The sequence below is a fragment of the Ruegeria sp. YTSC230 genome, assembly GCF_059609665.1.
In genome coordinates this window covers 17,583-36,214 of record NZ_JBXWMC010000003.1, presented here as the reverse complement: position 1 = coordinate 36,214, position 18,632 = coordinate 17,583, and the positions used below count along the sequence as shown (strand labels likewise).

The window sequence follows — 18,632 nt, the reverse complement described above, 5'->3', positions numbered from 1 at the left end:
CTGGGTCATGATGGAAATTTCGCCAAGGAAAATCGCTCAGGTTGCGATGATGGGGCGCGAGTTGGGTCGCGCCGAGGGCGAATTGCGCGCCTTCATCGACCGGATGAGCGAGGACGAACAGGCCGAACTGGTGGCTGTCATGTGGGTCGGGCGCGAAAGCTTTTTCGCCGAAGATTTGCCTGAGGCCATTGCAACAGCCAAGTCCGAGGCTTCGACCCCTTGCGCGGACTACCTGATTGGTACGCCGCACTTGTCGGATCACCTTGAAAATGGCTTGGATGCACTGGGCATCTCGGCTGAGGACGTGGAAAACGACCTGATGTAAGTGCTCCGGCTATGTGCAACCGGTGCAGCCTGCAAATTGCAAACCATTCGCCGAATAGCCGGTTTTTGGATAACATGATCAGGAAACCCGAAAGCCCGCATTCAGGCTGGGGTGCTTTTAGACGGAGCGTGATCCATGTGGCGCGTCTTGCAAATGCTTGCGGTACTCGCGCTTTGCGTGGGCTTCGAGCCTCGCCCGGCTCAAGCCTGCGGCGTCTGCGTTGAGCTTCCGGAGTATTCTCTGGCGGACCGGATTCTTTCGGCGCGTGTGATCGTGCTGGCGGCACCATCGCCAGACAACCCTTTCAGGTTCACCCCCGTTTCGGTTTTGAAAGGCACGCCGGAACAGGTTGAGGCTTTGCCCGAAATACCTTTCCTGGTCGACAGTGTCATGCGATCCGCCTTTCGTGCGAATCCGGACAGAACGGTTTTGATGGTCTACGGGACGGGGTATCAGGACAAGGCCGGCCGCAGCCTGCCCAGCGGTTGGACCAAGGGGTTCTTGATGACACCGGATCGGGCCCATTTCCTTGAAACACTGCGTGCCGAAGGGCAGGGCTGGGCCAGTGGCGCGCCGGATCGCGCGGCGCAGGTTGCCTTTTTTAGTGCCTATCTCACACATGAAGATCGCCTGTTGCGCAACACGGCGCTGATCGAAATCCATCGCGCGCCCTTTTGGCTTTTGACCCACCTGACCGATGCCGTGCCAACCGCACAATTATTGCAGGATCTTCGCAATCCCAATCGTTTAGCCTACGCACCGGCACTTATCCGATTGTTGGGTCTTCAGTCGGATCCAAAGGCCAAAGAACGTGTAAGGCTTGGCTATCAAAGCGCGCTTCGCAGTGGGGGTCTCAACCTGTACGACTGGGGTTTGGCGGGTATCGCAGTGGATGGGGAACAGGCAATACTTGAAATCGAAAAGTCGCTGGAACGGTCTGGACGCACGGCTGACGAAAAGCGATTCCTGATCCGCAGTCTGGCCGATGGCGGAACGACCTATCCCAAGTTGCGACCCCGGATCTTGGATGTGTTTAGGCATCAGTTGGACAAAGACAGCACTGTTGCGATTTGGATTGCCCTGGCCGTACGACCTTGGGGCACCAACGCACTGAACCCCAACTTCGAAGCTATTATGGCTCAAAATAATCTGGACCCGGCGACACTGTTTCTCATGCGAGCGGCAATCGAAGCTGACGAACCGGGCTAACGTCGCGGTGACGCTCCTCATAGTTCCAAATCGCATTAGGGAACAGATGGGGCAGCGCTTTCGCCAAGCAAATGCATCCCAACAGCATCAGCGCAATCGATTTCAGAAAAATATCGCGCTCGATCAAAATCGTCTTGTATCTGGTCGACATGCAAGGATATACCCGCCAGCGGAGACGTGGCCGAGTGGTCGAAGGCGCTCCCCTGCTAAGGGAGTAGGCCCGGAAGGGTCTCGAGGGTTCGAATCCCTTCGTCTCCGCCATTACACTCTGAATCGGACGTAATCGCGAACTCATTTGTTACCGATATTGCGCGACGTTTTTGTCCGACTCGTGTGGTCCGGGTTAGACTTTCATCTCTAGTCGCGCATCTTGGAAACGGTTTAGAACGCTCGGTATATCTCCGTCAGACAGTGCGCACAGGGCTGTTGAAAGCCCATCGGCGAGCGCTGCGGAGTTTGCAGATACCGACAAAATCCGGCGCGCTGGTGTTTGACCGGCGGGGCTGAGGATGTGACCGTGAGCGTCAGTCAGCATCAGGTTACCGGCATCAGAGGTCGCAACAGCTCGGTCGCGCAGAGAGATACGCTTAGTGATCTGACCTTCGGCGCCTGCCAAACCGACTTGCCAATCGCGCCCATTGTGAGTTTGTCCCAGGGCCACGACTTCCCCCATATCGACCAAAACGTCTTGCAGCCCCTTTGACCTGAGCAGCGCAGCAATGCGATCTGTGATTGCCCCTTGCGCTACTCCATTCAGAGTCAGCGCCGACTGCCCTGGGTAGGGCAGGCGGATGACATCGTTATTAACCGTGACCTTGTCCCACCCGATGGATTTGCGGGCGGTTGTGGCGTCGTCACCGTTGATCAGAGCAGCCCAGAGAGGCTGGATTGTCGGGTCAAAAGCGCCCCCTGAATTCTGGTGCAAAACTGTGCACAGGCTGAACAGGCTCAAGAGCTCGGGCGCTGGTTGCATAAGAAACCCATCGCGGTTCAGGCGCGAAAGTTGGGATTTCGGGCGATACAGGCTGAAGATATCTTCCAGCCGTGTGACTTCGGCTTCGACGGCGGCAAAAACGGGGCGGGCTTGGGTATCTGTCAGCCCGACCAACTGCATGCTGGCGGGTGCGCCCAATGCGGAACCGCGCCACCGTGCTGCTGTAGCAGGGCTAGCGATTGCAGGGCAGGCCGCGCTTGCAGCCGAGATGGTCAGAAACCGGCGGCGGGACAGAAAGGTCATGCGGGTGTCTCCAGTAGTAAGCCCAGATCGACCGGGCCTAGCACCTCGGTATCAGGAATTTCGGACAAGGGCAGAGCGGCACCGCCATACTGGTCGATGAATGATGCGGCATCGGCTGGGTTGGAAAATGGCACCACCTCACGCGCACCCATGCCGCCTGCCACGTTGGAGCCGACAACAAATGTCGCGCCGTCGGCGTCGATCCAATTCGAGATGCCAGGCTGACGCCAGTTGAGTGCAACGCTCATATCGCTGACATAGACGGCGGTGATATCAGCGTCCCGTTCGGGGCTTTTGAGATAGGCTACCATGTCCCGCACCTGCGCAAAAAACAGCGGCGTGGGGTATCCTTCCAGGTGGATCTGCCCTTTGGGGCCACCATGCTCGGCGATATTCATTTGGCAGAAGAAGCTCAGGGCATCGGGAGTCAGATCAACCGGGTCGGGAGCAACGGCGACCTCCTCTTTGCAAGCCGCCAAGGCAATCAGCGCAATCAGCACAAGACGTTTCATGGCTCAACCCTCCGGAAGGCGGCGCGGGCGAGGGCAAAGCCCAGTATCGGCCAGATCAGCAGCGAGGCGGGCGCGGCCCAGACGGGCAGAGCTTGGGCCGCACCGGTCATGCCGGACGCCATTGCGACGCCTTCGGTCGCGGAAATGTTCCACAGCCGAAATGCGTCGGCCGGGTTGGCCACCATCACCCATGGAAAGACGGATTGGGTGAATGTGCCGCCCTCATCCATGACCACGGCTCCCAACAAGCCAAGATCATAGAGGACGACAAAGACCAGCCAGAGCCCGGCCGACAGACCTGCCGCCGCCGTAGCGCCCCTTGCCAGAGCAGACAGCAGGTATCCCAGCGCCAGAAAAACGGCGCCCAGCAAGATGGAGGTAAGGATTAGGCGCGCCAGAGCCATCAGGCTTTCGGGGCCCGCGCCACCGAACCACGCTGCCACTGCGCCTGCGGTGCCGAAACCGATGGTCATGGCAAAGGCCAATGCCGCTAGATGGGCGGTGAATTTGCCCAGCAGAATTTCTCCGCGTCCGGCGGGGTAGGATAGCAGCAACGACAGACTGCCCCGGTCCACGTCGCCTGCGATGGCGTCGAAAGCGATCATCAGCGCCAGCAGCGGCGCAAGATAGACCGAAAGCGTGGTCATCGAAGCGACCGAGACCGTCAGCATATCGACGCCCAGCGTGCCGGTCGGCGCGCTGCCTGCAAAGGTCAGGGCCAAGGCGAACAGCACCATGATCAGCGTGGCCATCAACAGCCAGCGGTTGCGGCGCAGGATCAACATCTCGGTGCGGGTGATGGCGAGGAAGCGGGTCATTGCATCTCCTCCTGTGCATAATGGCGGTAGAGGTCTTCAAGTTTGGGCGGGGTCATTTCCACATCCGCCACGGCGTCGCCCAGTCCGGCGATGCGGCGCAGGGCCTCCATCTTGTCATCCGGCGAGCAGAGCAGTTCCACAGATGCTCCGTTGATCCGGTTGCCGCCCAGTTCGGCGGCAAGTGCTTCGGGGTTCGCGCTGGCACGCACTTTGAGGCGGATCGGCAGGCCAGCCAGCGCCGACAGATTGTTGAGCGTGTCATCCGCAACCATTCGGCCCTCGCGCATGATGGCGATGCGGTCGGTGCGGGCTTCGACCTCGGTGAGAGCGTGGGAGGCAATCAGGACCGCTGTGCCTTGCCCGGCCAATTCATCGATGATGGCATATAGGTCTTGCCGCGAGATCGGGTCCAAACCACTTGTTGGCTCATCCAACAGCGCCACTTTTGGCCGGCCCAGCAGCACTTGCGCCAAACCCAGACGTTGGCGCATGCCTTTAGAGTAGGTTCCGACCCGGCGGTCCAGAGCGTTGCCAAGGCCCACGCGGTCCAGCAGGCTGGGGACATCGGCCCTGGACCCGGAAAGTTGCGCAAATAAGGTCAGCTGCTCGCGGCCCGTCAGCGCAGGATGAAACGACACTGCCTCAGGCAAATAGGCAGTATCCCGCCGCGCCTGCGCACTGCCGGGAGTGGCATCTCCGATCCGGATGGTTCCGACATGGATCGATGTCAGACCGAGGATAGATTTGATCAGGGTCGACTTGCCCGCGCCGTTATGGCCCAGCAGCGCCACGCGCTGACCAGGGGCAAGAGACAGGGTGATATCGTCAAGAACACGGGTTTTACCTCGGTCCTTGCTGACTTGGGTAATACTCAGGGCCTTATCCGTCATGAGGCACCTTTTTCATTGCTGGGGGTTCAGGGGCTTGCATCAGTGGGTTGCTGTCCATCACACCGCCCGGCAACAGCGCCGGGAAGGCCGATTGGGACCAGCGCACCAGTTGCACGGCGGGGGAGCCGAGCAAAAGTTTGGCCGCGGGTTGGGTCCACAGCACATGGTCCATACTGTCATTGGGGCGATAAGGGGCGTCGGCGATGCCGTCGCCGTCCACGTCATAGGCCGCAAAATCGGACCAGTAATTGCCGCGCCCGTCTTCGGACCACTCGACCCATTTGGTCGAAACGTATTTCACTTGGGTCCGGTTGCCGACAAAGGCGTTTCCGACGATCCGGTTGCGCTCGGACCCGGCAGTAAAGTGGATACCGATGCCGCATCCTTGGAACCAGTTGTCGGTGAATTCGTTCTTGTTGGAGTTATAGAGGAAGGTGCATTTTTCCTTGGCACCGATCACGACATTGCCGGTGATCTGACTCTTGTTGGCGTAGTTCAGCATCACGCCATGTTCACGGTCACCGATTGAGACGTTGTCGGCGACTTTCACATTGGTCGTGAACATCACCGCATAACCCAGATCGTTACCGATCGAGACATTGTCACTGACAACTGAGTCGTCCGCATACATGTAATGCACCGCAAAACGCAGGTCGCGGAACAGGTTGCCGGTGAAGGTGTTCTTTTTCGACGAGTTCACAAAGATCCCGTCGCGGCCATAGCGGATGTCATTGCTATCCACCACGGAACCGGGCGCGTTCCAGACATAGACTCCGTTTCCACGGTCGTTCATTCGCTGGTCTTGGCGACCTTCAATGCGATTACCACGAACGATGCTGTCCTTGGCACCATGAATGTCCACGCCATAAAGATTGCCCAGCAGCACGTTATCCTCGACCACCGGCGCCTTAGCCGTTTTGGTCAGCTGGATGCCACTGTCGATCCCGTCATGGCTTGAACCGGAACCAATCACTGTCAGACCGCGCACGGTTACACCGGGCCCGGTCACGGTGATGACGCTGCCCTCGCCTTGTCCGTCAATGGTGGCCTGTCCTTGCCCGTCAATGGTGACGGGCCGGTCCAGAACCAGGGTTTCGGTATAGATACCGGGGCTCAGGCGGAGGGTGTCCCCATCCGCCGCCTGCGCCAATATTTCATTGATGGCCCGCGCCCGGTTGGGCACATCCCAGTCCGCCGCCCAAAGGGGCGAGCCGAGCAGGAGCGGTATGAGCAGGGGCCAACGCATGGGTTACGCTCCCTGCGGCTCGACTAGCATCCGGCCGCGCATTTCCATGTGCAGTGCGTGGCAGAACCACTGGCAATAGAACCAGTGCACGCCCGGACGGTCCGCAGTGAAGGTGATCGACGCGGTTGCCATTGGCCCGATCTCGAAGGCGATGCCGTAGTTACCCAGGCAGAAGCCATGGGTTACGTCGTCCACGTCATCCAGATTGGTGACGTAGATTGTTACCTCGTCGCCCTGTTTGACGGTGAACTTCTCAAGGCTGAAGGTCGGCGCCTGCGATGTCATGTAGACCCGCACCTTGTTGCCATCGCGGATGGGTTCCTCGGCACCTTCTTCCAGATCGATGCCATCAGCCTCGGCCTGTTTGCGGGCATCTTCCCAGGTGACGTCGGCGCGATCCCAGACGTTGACCGGATTGACGATGTCGCTGCGGACGATGATCGAGTCATGCGGTTCCGCAAAGGTCGGGCCGTCGTGAACCACCTTCATCTCGTTGGTTGAGATGTCGATCAGCTGCTCGTTCTCGGGCTTCAGAGGGCCGACGTTCAGGAAGCGGTCCTTCGAGAACTTGTTCATCGAAATCAGCCACTTGCCGTCGGCGTCCTTCGTTTCACCCATCGATGTCGAGTTGTGACCCGGCTGATAATGCACGTCGACCTTCGAGATGATCGGGTCCACATCGGCACCGCCGTAAGCCTCGATTGCCTTGTCGATGTTCCACTTCACGATCTGGCTGTCCAGGAACAGCGTGGTGAACGCGTTGCCCTGACCGTCATAAGCGGTGTGAAGCGGGCCAAGACCCAGCTGCGGCTCACCCACGATGCAGGACCGTGGATCGGCATCGCTTTCGAACAGGGCGTCCAGCTTGGTAACGTCCATGATCGAAACGGTCGGCGACAGCTTGCCATTGATGCAGACGTGCTTGCCGTCAGGCGCGGTGTTGATGCCATGCGGCGAGTTCGGGATCGGAATGTAACGGGTGTATTTCTTGTTTTGACCCTTACGGCCGTCCAGAACCTTGACGCCTTTCAGTTCCTGATAGTCACCGGCCTCAATCCCTGCTTCGATTTCTGCGAGGTTGAAGACAACGACATGATCCAGCTCGTTCTCGGTCATCTCGGCCAGGTTCATACCCATTTCCGAGTTGTACGAGGTCGAATAGGCGTATTTGCCCTGATAGTCGCAGTCCGTGTTATCGAGGTTCCCCGACACGATCACCTGCCACGCGACCTCCATGGTGTCGCCGTCCAGCGCGGTGAAGATGTTCACGTATTGCGACGGATCGTCCAGCACTGTGCCATCGTTGACCAGCGGGGTTTCATCCTCACCATTGGCAAAGACATAACCGGTACGTGGGAACTTCTGCGGACGCAGACCGTGGATCGCCTTGGCGTTCGGAATCTCGGTGATCTTGTCGCATTTCATCACATCGCAGCGCACGCGGGCGACGCGGGTGTTGGCCTTGTCGTTCATGAACAGATAGCGGCCATCATAGGTACCATCGGTGAACGACATATGCGGGTGGTGAAGGTCGCCGTTGTCATAGGTTTTCAGGCCGCGCTTGGCGAGAAATTCCTTGGTTTCCGGCAGCAGACCATCGGTCATGATCTTCAGCGACTCGTTGGTCTGGCCCCAACCGGTGGCCGAGCAGCGGTTGAAGACCGGCACCCGCATCAGCTCGCGCATGGAAGGGAAGCCAAGGATACGCAGTTCACCGGTCTGACCCGAGGACCAGAAGCCGTAATATTCGTCCAGTTCGCCGGGCTGCAGGTTGGCATTGACGGCGGCGCTGGCCTGTTTTGCGGTCATCAGGGTCGAACCCAGACCGGTCCCGGCCAGCACGGCGCCGGTTGCGGTTGCGCCCAGCATCCCGCGACGTGTGATGTTCAGTTTGTTGTCATGTTCGGACATGATCGTTCCTCCTTTAGGAAACGGTTTTCGGTTTGGCGTTCGGATGGTTCGCCGGTGGTTGTCCGAGTGGGGTCTTGAGATCGACCGACCCTGTCTTGGCCCGCCGCTTGAGCTGGCGGATAACGACGGGACATTTGTCCTCGGACTGGTAGAGCACCTGACAATGCAGGCAGGTGACGCACTCGTTCGGATTGATCTCACCGGTGGGGTGGATGGCCTGAACGGGGCATTCGTTGGCGCAGGTTTGACAGGGAGTGCCGCAATCCTTGTAGCGGCGCAGCCAGTCGAACATGCGAATTCGGGCAGGGATCGCCAGCGCTCCGCCCAGCGGGCAGAGGTAGCGGCAGTAGAACCGTTCGATGAACAGCCCGATCCCCAGCAAGGTCAGCGCAAAGACCACGAATGGCCAGTCGCGCATGAATTTCAGAATGATCGCGGTTTTGAACGGCTCTACCTCGGCATATTTCTCGGCCAGCGGGATCGAGACGAAGCTGAGGCCGAACAATCCGAGGAAGATCATGTATTTTGCGGGCCAGAGGCGTTCGTTCAGGCCCCAAGGCAGCGTCCATTGCGGGACGCGTAAGGCCCGCGCGATCTTGTTGGTCAGCTCCTGCAGTGCGCCGAATGGACACAGCCAGCCGCAGTAGGCACCACGGCCCCAGAATAGCAACGCGGCGGCGACGGCAAACCATTGGATGAAGACCAGTGGATCCAGCAGGAACGCATCCCATGAGAAGCCGGTCCGCAGACTGCCTGCCAATGCCATCAGGTTCACCACGCTCAGCTGCGCATTGGCGTACCAGCCGATAAAGAACAGGGTCATGGTCAGATACCCGATGCGAAACCAGTAGAAGACCCGTGCATTCATCGTCGCGTGAAACTGGAAGAAGAAGGTTGCGGTCAGCACCAGCAGCATGACGCCAAGCACGGCGATCTCGACCGTGCGGTCCTTCCAGATGCGCTTCCAAAGTGCGGCTTTGGCCGCGGCTTCGCCCGTGGCATCGTCAACAACCGCCGGGGCGGTGACGGGCAGCAGGTATTGCTCGGGCAGCTTGTAGCCCAGATCGAAGGTCAGGAACGTCTTCTCAACCGCGCCCACGGCCCGTTGCACCAGCAATTGCAGGCGGAACGGCTCGGCGGGGTCAAACTCGGCCTCGGCAGGGATCTTGAAGATATCCAGTTCGGTGAAGCTGGGCGCATCCGGGGCCGCAACCTTGCCCAGACGCTCTTGCTGCTTGTCAAAGAACCGCACCGAATTGTCGCCCTGAATAAGCTGAATCCGGTCGAAAATTCCGCCGCGCACATAGCCTGAACCCTTGAAGCTGTAAGCCCCACGCCCCAGCACCAGAATGGCCTGTTCACCTTCGTCCAGCCACTCGGTCAGATTCTGATATTCGGCCTCGCCCAACAGGGACTTGCCGACCGATGGGACCGAGACCAGCGCCACATGCATGTCGATGAACGTGTCATTCGGCTCGCCCGGTTCCGGGCGTTTGATGGCGCGCTGATCGCCTGTGGCTGCAAAGGCGGCATTGACCTGACCGACATCCAAAGTCAGGCGCCGGACCGAGCCATCGCCGGACAGAGTGGTCCAGTCATAGACTGAGTTCTTAGCCATATCGATTTCGCGCTTGGGACCATCGGCCTGTAGCGGCGACAGACCACCCAGACCCAGCGCACGGGCTACCTTGATGCCGCCACGAACCAGGCTGTCATCAATCACCATGATCGTCACAGTCGCGCCCGAAATGATATCGAGGTCATGCCCCTCACCACCGGTCTCAGCTTCGACTTTTAGGTCCAGCCCGGCATAACCTTCGGTCAACTCGACCATGCGCGAATTGGGGATGCCGATCAGAACAATGGGTTCCGAGTGTTTGACTAGTTTCACTCCGGCCAGAACTGCGTCGTCGTCGATGGCGGCGACCACGTGGATGGGCTTGCCGGAATAGCCGGTGGTGCCGACGAAATCCGAGGTCAGAAAAGCCCATGCGATGGTCTCGCCGCCCTTTAGAACCGGAGCAACGGGCACGTCATCGCGCACGGGACCAAAGGCATCGGCTTCGGGGACCAACTCAGAAGGGGTGATGTCAGGCAGGAAGCTGGCGAGGCTGTCAGCATGGGCACTGATCGCCATCAGGCAGGACAGGGTAAGGGCCAGCAGGAATTGGATTGCGCGACTTACGGCCACAGCGCACCTCCGGATACTTGGATTGACGCTATGGACGCGCGCTGGGCGCGTTCGAGGTATTTCTTATGCGCAGCCGGGGGGCCACGGGTTTCAGGCCACAATCGTTTCAAGCTGCAGACCTGAACCAGATCGCGGGGCGAAGAGTGTTCGGTGTGAATAGCGTTGTCCCGTGCCAGGAAAGGCCAGTTCGGCATCGGGGCAGCCGAGGTGACAGCACACAGGGCGCAATCGGCGCATTTGGGGCAGGGCGCGGTTGGGTCCAGGTCTTCCTCCTCAAGGTCTATCTGGACCCAGACCGCCCCTGCCTCCGAGCAGATTTCCACCCACATGCTTTGGCCGGGACTCGCCAGCGCCGGACCGATCGTTTGCAACAACAGCATAAGGATACCCGCCAAAGCACACGTCGCACGTAACGCGCGAACAGGGAGGCTGTGCAGAGGGCTAAGGGCGGGCATGGAGAATCCAACTCGGAAATCGTTCCTAAGTCGTAGGGGATTCTCGCTTGGTGATACTTGACTTCGGTTAGGCTGCAGGAAATTTCGCGTTATTCGTCCGCTTCATCCATCAGCCCGCGCAACCAACGCCCTGCCAACCACGCGGCGGGTACGCCCAGAGGAATTGACCACAGGATCGCGGCTACAGGCGTAATCACGCCAAACCCGGCGCTGTTGGCGATCAGCCCCGCTAGAAACAGGTTGATGGCCACGGTCAAAGCCGTGGCCGGATACAAAAGGATGGCCAGTTTCCAGACCGGCCAATTGCCCTCAGTGGCTGGTGCCTTCCGAGAAGGTGATTTTGTTCCAGACATTGTATTTCCCTGAAGGTTTGCGCATCGGTAGGCGGCGGACCTCTTCCAATGTTTGCGCGTCATAGACAATAACCGCGCCATCATCTTCCCAGATGGACACGAGTGCGTGGCTGCCATCTTTGGTGAATTCCACATGAGCCACGGTTTGACCGGGGGCCGGGCGCAGAGTCTTAACGATTTCAAGACTCTGCTTGTCGATCACATGCATAGCGTCCTTGTTGGGTCCAAAGAACACATCGGCCCAGACGTAAGGAGAATTCTCATGGCTGCGCATGAAAAACCCCGGCCCTTCGGTTTTGATCTGCTTAACAGTTTTCCAGGTCTCCATATCGATCACGGAAACGGTGCCATCGGTCAGGTGCGGCGTTGCCATCACGGTCGTATCGCCATACCTCCACGTGATCCCCGAGCCCAGGTGCGGCATCCCCGGCAGATCCAGATCGGCGACCTTCTGACCGATGACCAGATCAATCACCTGACCGCCCTCGCCGCCGCGGGATGCGCCCATGACGTATTCATAGCTCTGGTCGAAAAAGAAATCATCCAGATAGTCCGGCGTGGTGATCTTGCGCACCGGGAAAGGGTCAGGGTTTTTGAATTGTCCTTCGATGCGGAAATCATGACCGATACCAAATTGAGGAGGATTGGCCCCGTAGAAGACCTCCCAGATCTCGGGCACATCCTTGAGGGCCAGAACAAAGCTCTCGCGTGGGGGGGCCTGATAGACCGCCGAAACGCGGCTGGGCTTGCCCTTCTTGCTTTTGATGTCGATGACCTTGACCACGGACAGGTCTTCGGTCGACAGCAAGGTCAGGCTGTTGGGCAGGTAGTTTGCCACTGCCACCCATTTGCCATCGCCCGACATGGCGATGTTGCGACTGTTCAGGCCAGCGCGCACGCGGCCAACCTGTTCCAAGGCCCAGATGTCATACTTCTGGACCCAGCCATCACGTGACATGATGAACACATATCGCCCGTCTGGGCTGAATTTTGGACCGCCATGAACGGCAAAGGGTGTCTCGAACCGGTCCAAAACCTCGAAAGTGTCACCGTCCAGCACGCTGACATGATGGTCCCCTGTCTCAACAGCCAGAGTAATGTTCATCGGGTCGCTGTCCCAGATGGGTGCTTCAACTGCGACGTAATTCTCGTCCAGAATTCGGCTGGCCATTATGTCGGCCTCACCCCACTCGGGATCGCTTTCCAGCGGTGATTTCAACCAACCCGCCAGTTCTTCAATCTGCAAAGCGTCGAGCTCGTGCGAGAAGGCAGGCATTTGGGTCGCGGTCCGCCCTTCGGCGATAACCGCGGCAACGCGGGGGCCGCGCATCCGCTTCAGCGTTTCAGGGATAAGCGCCGGACCCACGCCGCCTAAGCGGTTTTCGCCGTGGCAGGACGCACAAAATTCAGCGTAATCCGAAGGAGCGTCAGCCCACGCGGTTCCGATCAACAACAGCGAGCAGAGAGTGCCGAGTTTGAGTGTCTTAGAAGAACTGATGCGCCGGATCATGGCGTTTCCCCCGGAACGGCGTGACCTGCAGGCGATCGCCCGCCTCATCCACGCCGATTTCTTGGTTTGACAGATAGCATGCTGGATCTTCCGCCCACGGGTCGCCGGTCACCTGCAAAGCCCGGATACGGGTGTTGCCGCCACAGACATCCTTGAGCTGACAGGCGCCGCAGCGCCCTTTCAAGGGGCGGGGACGTGTGCGCAGCATGGCCAACATTTGGTCATCGCCGGTCCAAAGTTCTGAGAACGACCGGGTCTTCACATTGCCGACAGTGTAGTCCGACCAGTAAGTGTCGGGGTGTACGCGGCCCAGATTGTCGATATTGGCCACGCCTAGGCCGCTGGAGTTGCCACCCCATGCCGCCAGATGCTCGCGTACATGAGCTGTTTTTCCAGCATCGAAACGCGCGCGGACCCAGTTCAGGAAATACCCCGCGTCAGCGTCATTATTACCGGTCACGATATCCAGAGGACGACCACCCGAGGCAGCCTCCCATGCGCGCTCCAACAGCAGGTCCAGCCCGCTCCGTGTGCGCAGATGTTCAGCATCTTCGCCTCGGTTCTTGTCTCCACGACCTGCATAGACCAGATGGGACAAGTAGAACTTGTCGACACCCTCGTCATCGCACAGCTGCAGCAGATCGGGCAGATGGTGTTGAGTACCTTCAGTCAGGCAAAACCGAAGTCCCACCTTGATGCCGCGTTTCTTACACTCACGCACGCCGCGCAGGGCGTCGGCAAAGGCGCCTTCGACCCCTCGGAACCAGTCATTTGTGGCCCCGATACCGTCCAGCGAGATACCCACATAGTTGAACCCCACATCGGCAATCATATCGGCGGTTTCGTCATAGATCCGCGTGCCGTTGGTCGACAATGCCAGCATCGGCACCAGATCGCGGGCCCGTTTGGCGATGTCAAAGAAATCGAACCGGTCCAGTGGTTCTCCACCCGAGAGGATCAGGGCCGGGACGCGAAATTGGCCCAGATCCTCAAGGGTTACCATGGCTTGCTCATGGCTGAGCTCACCCGGGAAGGCCACATCCGCCGAAACAGTATAGCAATGGCGGCATTTCAAATTGCAGCGCCGCGTCAGGTTCCAGATCACCACCGGCTTCACCGGGCCGGGCCGGCGTTTACGCACTGGTGTCGGTTTGACGAGTTGGTGCATGTATTCGGTCAGGCGGAACATGTCTCAGCCTTTCGTTTTCAGGCGCAACCCGGTTTTCTTCAGGATGCGCGTGGAATAGAGGATGTCCTTGGCCCGGCAGGCATCGCCTAGAATGTCAGCAATTTCGGCGCGCTTTGCTTCGACCTCGTCACGATCAGCGCCGTGTACCATGGCGAACAGATTGTATGGCCAATCGGGCAGGGCGCGGGGGCGTTCATAGCAATGGGTGACAAAGGGCAACGCGCCGATCCGGGCACCTAATTCGGTGATCCGGTCGTCATCCACATCCCAGACGGTCATCCCGTTCGATGTCATGCCCAATTTGTAGTGGTTCGGCGCGGCAGCGATGCGACGGATCACACCGCGCGACTTCAACTCGGCCAAGCGGTACAAAAGGGCATCTTCATCCATGCCAAGTATCTCGGCCACCTGCGCATAAGGCGCGGGCACAAGGGGCAGCCCGCCTTGCAGCGCCTCGATAATCTCTCGATCTGTTGCGTCGATCATGCCGCCACCCGAAAGCCGATGAAAAATTCCTGTAGTTTGGGGAATTGAAGAACGCAGATCCCCGTTTCCCGTTCGATTGCATCAGCAGTGCCCACGATCCCCTCGGGAGTTTCAGTGGCCAGCACGAACCACATGTTCAGCCGGTGCGTACGTTCATAATTGTGGGCAACCTCTGCATGCGCATTGACTTTGGTCAGGACGGTTTCGAATTCTTCAGTTGGCACCGCCATTGCACACAGGCAAAAAGCGCCCCCCATGGCGGCGGCGTCGAAGAACGGACCAAAGCGCGTGATCACTCGGCTGTCTTTCATACGGGTCAGGCGGTTAAGCACTTCACTTTCAGGAATGCCCAACTCCTCTGCCACGGCTGCATAAGGGTGCGATACCAAGGGTAGATCGTCCTGCATCCGGTTCAGGATCGCGCGATCGGTTCCATCCAGTTTCATGCGGCGGCCTCTTTCGGTTGGATCAGCGCGCCGGTCTGTTTGAAACAGCGCGTCGAGAACAAAACCTTGTGCTGCGCGCCAAACAGGTCCGGCAGCGCGCGCGCACTGGCCAGAACCTCCAGCGCTTCGCTGCGGGTGCGGGCGTGGATCATTGAGTAAAGGCGATAAGGCCAGACCCCTTCGGCCGGACACCGTTCATAGCACAAGGTCACTCCGGGGTGGGCTGCAAGGGCAGGACCGGCGGCGTCGATCTGTTCGGATGGCAAGTCCCAGACAACCATTGCATTGGCTGACCATCCGAGCGCACGGTGGCGCACGATCACGCCCAGGCGCGAGATGATACCGGCTCTGTGCAGTACCTCGATCCGATCCATCACACCCGCAGCGTCGCGACCTATTGACTGGGCCATTACGGCATAGGGTTCAGCGACCAGCGGCAAACCCGAACTGAGGGCTTGAAGCAACGCGCGATCGCCGTTCTGCAAGACCGACCGATCTATCTTGCGCGGGCTTGGAACGTTTCGGGTCTTGCCGGACATGCGAAACCCCAGATCCACGTTGAACGGACGAACCAACCGAAGGTCGAGAACCTGCAGCCCTGTGCGCTGGACGATCCGAGCCAGCGTGTCATTTACATGCGCCCGGTCTGGACCGGTTGCCACGAACCAGAGGTTCCATTTGTCCTCGCGCTGGTAGTTATGGTTCACACCCGGTTCGGCGTCGATTATAGCGGCCACTTCTTCCAGGCGTTCACCCGGTGCAGCGACGGTGGCCAGAGTGCTGGCAGAAACCGCGCCAGGGGCAATGGTCGCGCCGACTCTCGTAATCCGGCCGGTCGCCCGCATTCGGGCTAGGCGATCCAACACTTCAATCTCGTCCAGCCCCAACGTAAAAGCCAAAACCTGGAAAGGGCGGTCCGTTACCGGAAAATTGCGTTGAAATTCATCCAGCAGGCGGCGATCGATCGGGTCGGTGATATGTTCCATCGCCTACAGCCCCGTTTTGTGCGCGCGGGCGGTGAAGAAGATGCCAGATGGGCTGTCCGCTTCTATCTCACGCAGCTTTTCGAAGTTGTGCGTGTCGTAAACCATGACCTTGTTGGCATCGCGCACGCTGATCCAGACCTCATGCCCACGCGGGGTGAACTCCATATGCAGCACGGCAGGCCCCGGTTTGAACTCGTGGATGATCTCTTTGCTGACACTGTCGATCACCTGGATCGTGTCGTTCAGCGGGTGGGCAAAGTTCACCCAGACCTCTCGCCCGTCCGGTCGCGACATGGCAAAGACAGGCTGGCCATGGGTTTGGGTGCGCCCGGTTTCCGTCAGGGTATCGGCGTCGATCCAGAGCACCTCGTGATGGCCGACGGCGGGCAGCACAAACTCGCGCCCGGTTAGTGCCCAGCCTTCCAGATGGGGCATCTTGTAGACGGGCATCTCTTCCTGACCACGACCATAGTCGGGTAACACGCGGATCGGTTCGGGGTTGTCGGCCCAGAGGTCCAGCGCTGTCAGCCCGTCTTCGCCGAATAGCCCGGTGATGTAGGTCCGACCATTGGCTGTGATAAGCGCGTCATAGGGGTTCTTGCCCATGTCGAAGATCTTGGTGATTTCTGGCTTGCCCGCCGAGAAATCGGTAATCCAGGTCTCGCCCGTGTCCCACATGGTGAACACGAACCGGCGGCCTGGTGCGTCGACCAGACCGATGGTTTTGCTATCGGTGGGGATGTCGGCAACCATTTCAAGCGTGTCGGCATCAAAGACCCGCACACCGCCGGGTTCATAATTTGATACGGCTACCAATTGGCCGTCATCCGAAATCGCGCCGCCAATAGCATTGCCGGCCTGCACGACTCTGTTCACGATCTGGCGTGTGACGATATCGACCTTGGTCAGGCCCCCATCACGGCCAAAAACATAGGCAAAGCGTTCATCAGGCGAGTATACTAGCGAGGCATGGGACAGGTCGCCAAGCCCTTCGATCCGCGCCAGCGCGACACGGTCTGATTGATCAATCAGCAAGACCGAGCCCTTGGCCCGTTCGATCACCAGGCCTAAGTCGCCAGTGGCGGTGGGTTCGGCTTGCGCCGTTGTCATCATCAGGATGGCCGCGAGGCCAAGGAAAAAGTGTTTCATTGTTCCTCCTGTTCCAGCAGGTAATGGGCGATCCATTCGGCCTCTTCTTCGCTGATCAGGGGCCGCCACGGGGGCATTGCAGTGCCGGGGATACCGTCAAGGATGACGTCGGTCAGAACACTTGCATCGTAATGCTCCAACGATTCGGGCCGCAGATCCGGCCCAAGACCGCCTTTCAGAGACAACCCGTGGCAAGAGCCGCAATCCTGATGCACAAGCCGTTTCAGCGCGTTGCCATCAAGCACATCGGCGGCAAGGGCCGACGTTGCGATGAGGACGACCGTTGTGAGTAAAGCGCGTGAGGCCCATGCCGGAAGCCCGCCATTCGATTGGACAACACTAGCCATGGGCCTGCTCCAGCAGGTTCGTCACGGTTTGATCCGCATAAAGGGTAACCACTTGCCCGACGATAAACAGCGTCGGGGCCTTCAGATCCGCCTCGCGCACATCCGCCGCCAATTTGTCCAGTCTTGAAACAAGTCGACGCTCGTCTGGCGTTGTCGCTTTGCCTACGGCCAAAACAGGCGTCGAGCCCGGCAGGTTTTCTGTCATCAAGCCCATGGCGATCTGACCGATATTTGCGACACCCATGTAGATGACTAGCGTCGCGTCAGGATCGGCCAGCCGTTTCCAATCCAGGTCCAGCACCTTATCAGCCTGCCTGTGACCGGTGACATATTGAACCGATGTTGCCAGACCGCGATGGGTCAGCGGCACGCCAGTGGCACTGGATGCCCCCTGTGCCGCTGTGATGCCTGGCGCGTATTCAATGGCGATACCGTGCGCAATCAAATACGCGGCCTCTTCAGAGCCGCGGCCAAAGATCATCGGGTCGCCACCCTTCAAACGCGCTACGGTATGACCAGCGCGGGCCTCTTTTACCAGAATGTCATTGATGCGATCCTGCGGCACCGTATGGCACTTGGGCGCTTTGCCGACCGGGATCAGCCGCGCGCCGGGGGCATGCAGGTCCAGAATGTCGGCCGAGACCAGCCGGTCATACACAACCACATCGGCCTCTTGCAGCATGCGCAGTGCGCGCAGGGTCATGAGTTCGGGGTCGCCGGGGCCGGCACCAATCAGAAAAACCTTACCGCTCATGTGCAAACTCGCTTGGTCTGAATGTCTTCGAAACCCGGGTCCATTCGGCGAATTGAGGACGTCGCTGGGCCAACCGGGCGTGTCATGCTGGTAGGTTTGCGCATTAACTGCGCTGTTTCCTTGACTAAAGTTAAGGAGCGCGGGATTTGCGCCCGCGCTCCTTTCTTTCTGCCTGTATTTTTGCCTCGGCTCAGGGTTCGACTGTGATCATTCCGATCATGTTCTGTGTCTCCCAATGCGGGCCACACAGGTATTCCTGCGGGCCCGGGGTAAGGAAGGTAATCTCGACCGTTTCTTCAGGGAACAACCGGTCGCTTTCCGGCTTACCGCCATCCTTCAGCAAGACCGAGTGGCTGGTCCGCTTGTCGACATTGACCCAACGGACTGTGGTGCCGGCCTTCACGGTCAGTTCGGATGGGCAGAAGTTGTACTTGTACATCAGCACCACCTCGGCATCCTCGACCGCCGAGGTTGGCTGGCCAAAAAGCGTGAGATAACGGTCTTCGGCTTCGGCGCACAGCTCGGCAGTGTCCTCAGCCCATACTGGCGCGGACAGAAAAAGCAGGGCAGGAAGAAGGTGTTGGGGTTTCATCGTCCAAGTCTCCTTTCCAAAATGGG

The 18,632-nt window shown here is 59.2% G+C and carries 20 protein-coding genes and 1 tRNA gene; 3 read left to right on the top strand and 18 right to left on the bottom strand.

Translation table 11 applies throughout. The annotated features are described in order from the left end of the window. Positions 1-7 precede the first annotated feature (7 nt). From AC2FD9_RS07250 to AC2FD9_RS07240, 3 genes are all read left to right on the top strand, one after another. Positions 8-325, top strand: a complete 318-nt coding sequence (locus AC2FD9_RS07250) for a DUF3775 domain-containing protein (protein WP_058275224.1) — start codon at positions 8-10, stop codon at positions 323-325. Positions 326-502: 177 nt separating this feature from the next. Continuing rightward, a complete protein-coding gene (locus tag AC2FD9_RS07245) occupies positions 503-1,534 on the top strand; it encodes a hypothetical protein (RefSeq protein WP_496836108.1) in 1,032 nt (343 codons plus the stop codon). A gap of 171 nt (positions 1,535-1,705) precedes the next feature. Beyond that, a tRNA-Ser gene (locus AC2FD9_RS07240) sits at positions 1,706-1,795 on the top strand. Between the two features lie 82 nt (positions 1,796-1,877). Here the strand turns inward: AC2FD9_RS07240 and AC2FD9_RS07235 are convergent. The 18 genes from AC2FD9_RS07235 to AC2FD9_RS07150 all read right to left on the bottom strand — a co-directional run bounded on the left by AC2FD9_RS07235 (position 1,878) and on the right by AC2FD9_RS07150 (position 18,606). Then, on the bottom strand, positions 1,878-2,771 hold the full coding sequence (locus AC2FD9_RS07235; protein ID WP_282170235.1) for an FAD:protein FMN transferase: 894 nt from the start codon (positions 2,769-2,771) through the stop codon (positions 1,878-1,880). Next, the gene (locus tag AC2FD9_RS07230) at positions 2,768-3,283 is read right to left on the bottom strand and encodes a nitrous oxide reductase accessory protein NosL (protein ID WP_282170236.1); all 516 of its coding nucleotides are present in this window, start codon (positions 3,281-3,283) and stop codon (positions 2,768-2,770) included. Before AC2FD9_RS07230 ends, AC2FD9_RS07235 begins: the two co-directional genes overlap by 4 nt. Then, positions 3,280-4,101, bottom strand: coding sequence for an ABC transporter permease (locus AC2FD9_RS07225; RefSeq protein WP_282170237.1), 822 nt, complete (start codon positions 4,099-4,101; stop codon positions 3,280-3,282). Before AC2FD9_RS07225 ends, AC2FD9_RS07230 begins: the two co-directional genes overlap by 4 nt. Beyond that, positions 4,098-4,991: an ABC transporter ATP-binding protein gene (locus AC2FD9_RS07220; protein WP_496836106.1), complete on the bottom strand. Its 894-nt coding sequence runs from the start codon at positions 4,989-4,991 to the stop codon at positions 4,098-4,100. Before AC2FD9_RS07220 ends, AC2FD9_RS07225 begins: the two co-directional genes overlap by 4 nt. Next, positions 4,981-6,237 (bottom strand): nitrous oxide reductase family maturation protein NosD, encoded by a 1,257-nt coding sequence (locus AC2FD9_RS07215; protein ID WP_496836104.1) that lies wholly within the window; start codon positions 6,235-6,237, stop codon positions 4,981-4,983. Before AC2FD9_RS07215 ends, AC2FD9_RS07220 begins: the two co-directional genes overlap by 11 nt. A 3-nt stretch (positions 6,238-6,240) precedes the next feature. Further along, the gene (gene nosZ / locus AC2FD9_RS07210) at positions 6,241-8,148 is read right to left on the bottom strand and encodes a TAT-dependent nitrous-oxide reductase (protein WP_496836103.1); all 1,908 of its coding nucleotides are present in this window, start codon (positions 8,146-8,148) and stop codon (positions 6,241-6,243) included. Between the two features lie 13 nt (positions 8,149-8,161). After that, the gene (locus tag AC2FD9_RS07205) at positions 8,162-10,285 is read right to left on the bottom strand and encodes a 4Fe-4S binding protein (protein WP_496836464.1); all 2,124 of its coding nucleotides are present in this window, start codon (positions 10,283-10,285) and stop codon (positions 8,162-8,164) included. Positions 10,286-10,329: 44 nt separating this feature from the next. Further along, positions 10,330-10,794, bottom strand: a complete 465-nt coding sequence (locus AC2FD9_RS07200; protein ID WP_496836102.1) for a hypothetical protein — start codon at positions 10,792-10,794, stop codon at positions 10,330-10,332. 89 nt (positions 10,795-10,883) lie between these two features. Further along, positions 10,884-11,147: a hypothetical protein gene (locus tag AC2FD9_RS07195; protein WP_058274926.1), complete on the bottom strand. Its 264-nt coding sequence runs from the start codon at positions 11,145-11,147 to the stop codon at positions 10,884-10,886. Next, the gene (locus AC2FD9_RS07190) at positions 11,104-12,657 is read right to left on the bottom strand and encodes a nitrite reductase (RefSeq protein WP_282121463.1); all 1,554 of its coding nucleotides are present in this window, start codon (positions 12,655-12,657) and stop codon (positions 11,104-11,106) included. The genes AC2FD9_RS07195 and AC2FD9_RS07190 overlap by 44 nt, the downstream gene beginning before the upstream one ends. Beyond that, entirely contained in the window at positions 12,632-13,846 is a 1,215-nt protein-coding gene (gene nirJ / locus AC2FD9_RS07185) for a heme d1 biosynthesis radical SAM protein NirJ (RefSeq protein ID WP_496705682.1), read from the bottom strand. Before nirJ ends, AC2FD9_RS07190 begins: the two co-directional genes overlap by 26 nt. 3 nt (positions 13,847-13,849) lie before the next feature. Next, positions 13,850-14,332, bottom strand: coding sequence for a siroheme decarboxylase subunit beta (gene ahbB / locus AC2FD9_RS07180; protein WP_496705684.1), 483 nt, complete (start codon positions 14,330-14,332; stop codon positions 13,850-13,852). Continuing rightward, positions 14,329-14,778: an Lrp/AsnC family transcriptional regulator gene (locus AC2FD9_RS07175; RefSeq protein ID WP_496705686.1), complete on the bottom strand. Its 450-nt coding sequence runs from the start codon at positions 14,776-14,778 to the stop codon at positions 14,329-14,331. Before AC2FD9_RS07175 ends, ahbB (AC2FD9_RS07180) begins: the two co-directional genes overlap by 4 nt. Beyond that, positions 14,775-15,764 (bottom strand): siroheme decarboxylase subunit beta, encoded by a 990-nt coding sequence (gene ahbB, locus AC2FD9_RS07170; protein WP_496836098.1) that lies wholly within the window; start codon positions 15,762-15,764, stop codon positions 14,775-14,777. The genes AC2FD9_RS07175 and ahbB (AC2FD9_RS07170) overlap by 4 nt, the downstream gene beginning before the upstream one ends. 3 nt (positions 15,765-15,767) lie before the next feature. Further along, positions 15,768-16,913: a cytochrome D1 domain-containing protein gene (locus tag AC2FD9_RS07165; RefSeq protein ID WP_496836096.1), complete on the bottom strand. Its 1,146-nt coding sequence runs from the start codon at positions 16,911-16,913 to the stop codon at positions 15,768-15,770. Further along, positions 16,910-17,260, bottom strand: coding sequence for a c-type cytochrome (locus AC2FD9_RS07160; protein WP_496836095.1), 351 nt, complete (start codon positions 17,258-17,260; stop codon positions 16,910-16,912). Before AC2FD9_RS07160 ends, AC2FD9_RS07165 begins: the two co-directional genes overlap by 4 nt. Beyond that, the gene (gene cobA, locus AC2FD9_RS07155; RefSeq protein ID WP_496836094.1) at positions 17,253-18,014 is read right to left on the bottom strand and encodes a uroporphyrinogen-III C-methyltransferase; all 762 of its coding nucleotides are present in this window, start codon (positions 18,012-18,014) and stop codon (positions 17,253-17,255) included. The genes AC2FD9_RS07160 and cobA overlap by 8 nt, the downstream gene beginning before the upstream one ends. A gap of 190 nt (positions 18,015-18,204) precedes the next feature. Continuing rightward, complete coding sequence (locus tag AC2FD9_RS07150; protein ID WP_058274917.1) at positions 18,205-18,606, bottom strand: cupredoxin domain-containing protein; 402 nt, start codon at positions 18,604-18,606, stop codon at positions 18,205-18,207. Between the last annotated feature and the right edge of the window lie 26 nt (positions 18,607-18,632).

Coding starts and splice junctions, on each gene's coding strand:
- AC2FD9_RS07160 (WP_496836095.1), bottom strand. CDS start 17,260: ATGGCTAGTGTTGTCCAATCGAATGGCGGGCTTCCGGCATGGGCCTCA.
- ahbB (WP_496705684.1), bottom strand. CDS start 14,332: ATGATCGACGCAACAGATCGAGAGATTATCGAGGCGCTGCAAGGCGGG.
- AC2FD9_RS07150 (WP_058274917.1), bottom strand. CDS start 18,606: ATGAAACCCCAACACCTTCTTCCTGCCCTGCTTTTTCTGTCCGCGCCA.
- nirJ (WP_496705682.1), bottom strand. CDS start 13,846: ATGTTCCGCCTGACCGAATACATGCACCAACTCGTCAAACCGACACCA.
- AC2FD9_RS07175 (WP_496705686.1), bottom strand. CDS start 14,778: ATGAAACTGGATGGAACCGATCGCGCGATCCTGAACCGGATGCAGGAC.
- AC2FD9_RS07250 (WP_058275224.1), top strand. CDS start 8: ATGATGGAAATTTCGCCAAGGAAAATCGCTCAGGTTGCGATGATGGGG.
- AC2FD9_RS07235 (WP_282170235.1), bottom strand. CDS start 2,771: ATGACCTTTCTGTCCCGCCGCCGGTTTCTGACCATCTCGGCTGCAAGC.
- cobA (WP_496836094.1), bottom strand. CDS start 18,014: ATGAGCGGTAAGGTTTTTCTGATTGGTGCCGGCCCCGGCGACCCCGAA.
- nosZ (WP_496836103.1), bottom strand. CDS start 8,148: ATGTCCGAACATGACAACAAACTGAACATCACACGTCGCGGGATGCTG.
- AC2FD9_RS07215 (WP_496836104.1), bottom strand. CDS start 6,237: ATGCGTTGGCCCCTGCTCATACCGCTCCTGCTCGGCTCGCCCCTTTGG.
- AC2FD9_RS07205 (WP_496836464.1), bottom strand. CDS start 10,285: ATGGCGATCAGTGCCCATGCTGACAGCCTCGCCAGCTTCCTGCCTGAC.
- AC2FD9_RS07190 (WP_282121463.1), bottom strand. CDS start 12,657: ATGATCCGGCGCATCAGTTCTTCTAAGACACTCAAACTCGGCACTCTC.
- ahbB (WP_496836098.1), bottom strand. CDS start 15,764: ATGGAACATATCACCGACCCGATCGATCGCCGCCTGCTGGATGAATTT.
- AC2FD9_RS07165 (WP_496836096.1), bottom strand. CDS start 16,913: ATGAAACACTTTTTCCTTGGCCTCGCGGCCATCCTGATGATGACAACG.
- AC2FD9_RS07195 (WP_058274926.1), bottom strand. CDS start 11,147: ATGTCTGGAACAAAATCACCTTCTCGGAAGGCACCAGCCACTGAGGGC.
- AC2FD9_RS07200 (WP_496836102.1), bottom strand. CDS start 10,794: ATGCCCGCCCTTAGCCCTCTGCACAGCCTCCCTGTTCGCGCGTTACGT.
- AC2FD9_RS07220 (WP_496836106.1), bottom strand. CDS start 4,991: ATGACGGATAAGGCCCTGAGTATTACCCAAGTCAGCAAGGACCGAGGT.
- AC2FD9_RS07225 (WP_282170237.1), bottom strand. CDS start 4,101: ATGACCCGCTTCCTCGCCATCACCCGCACCGAGATGTTGATCCTGCGC.
- AC2FD9_RS07230 (WP_282170236.1), bottom strand. CDS start 3,283: ATGAAACGTCTTGTGCTGATTGCGCTGATTGCCTTGGCGGCTTGCAAA.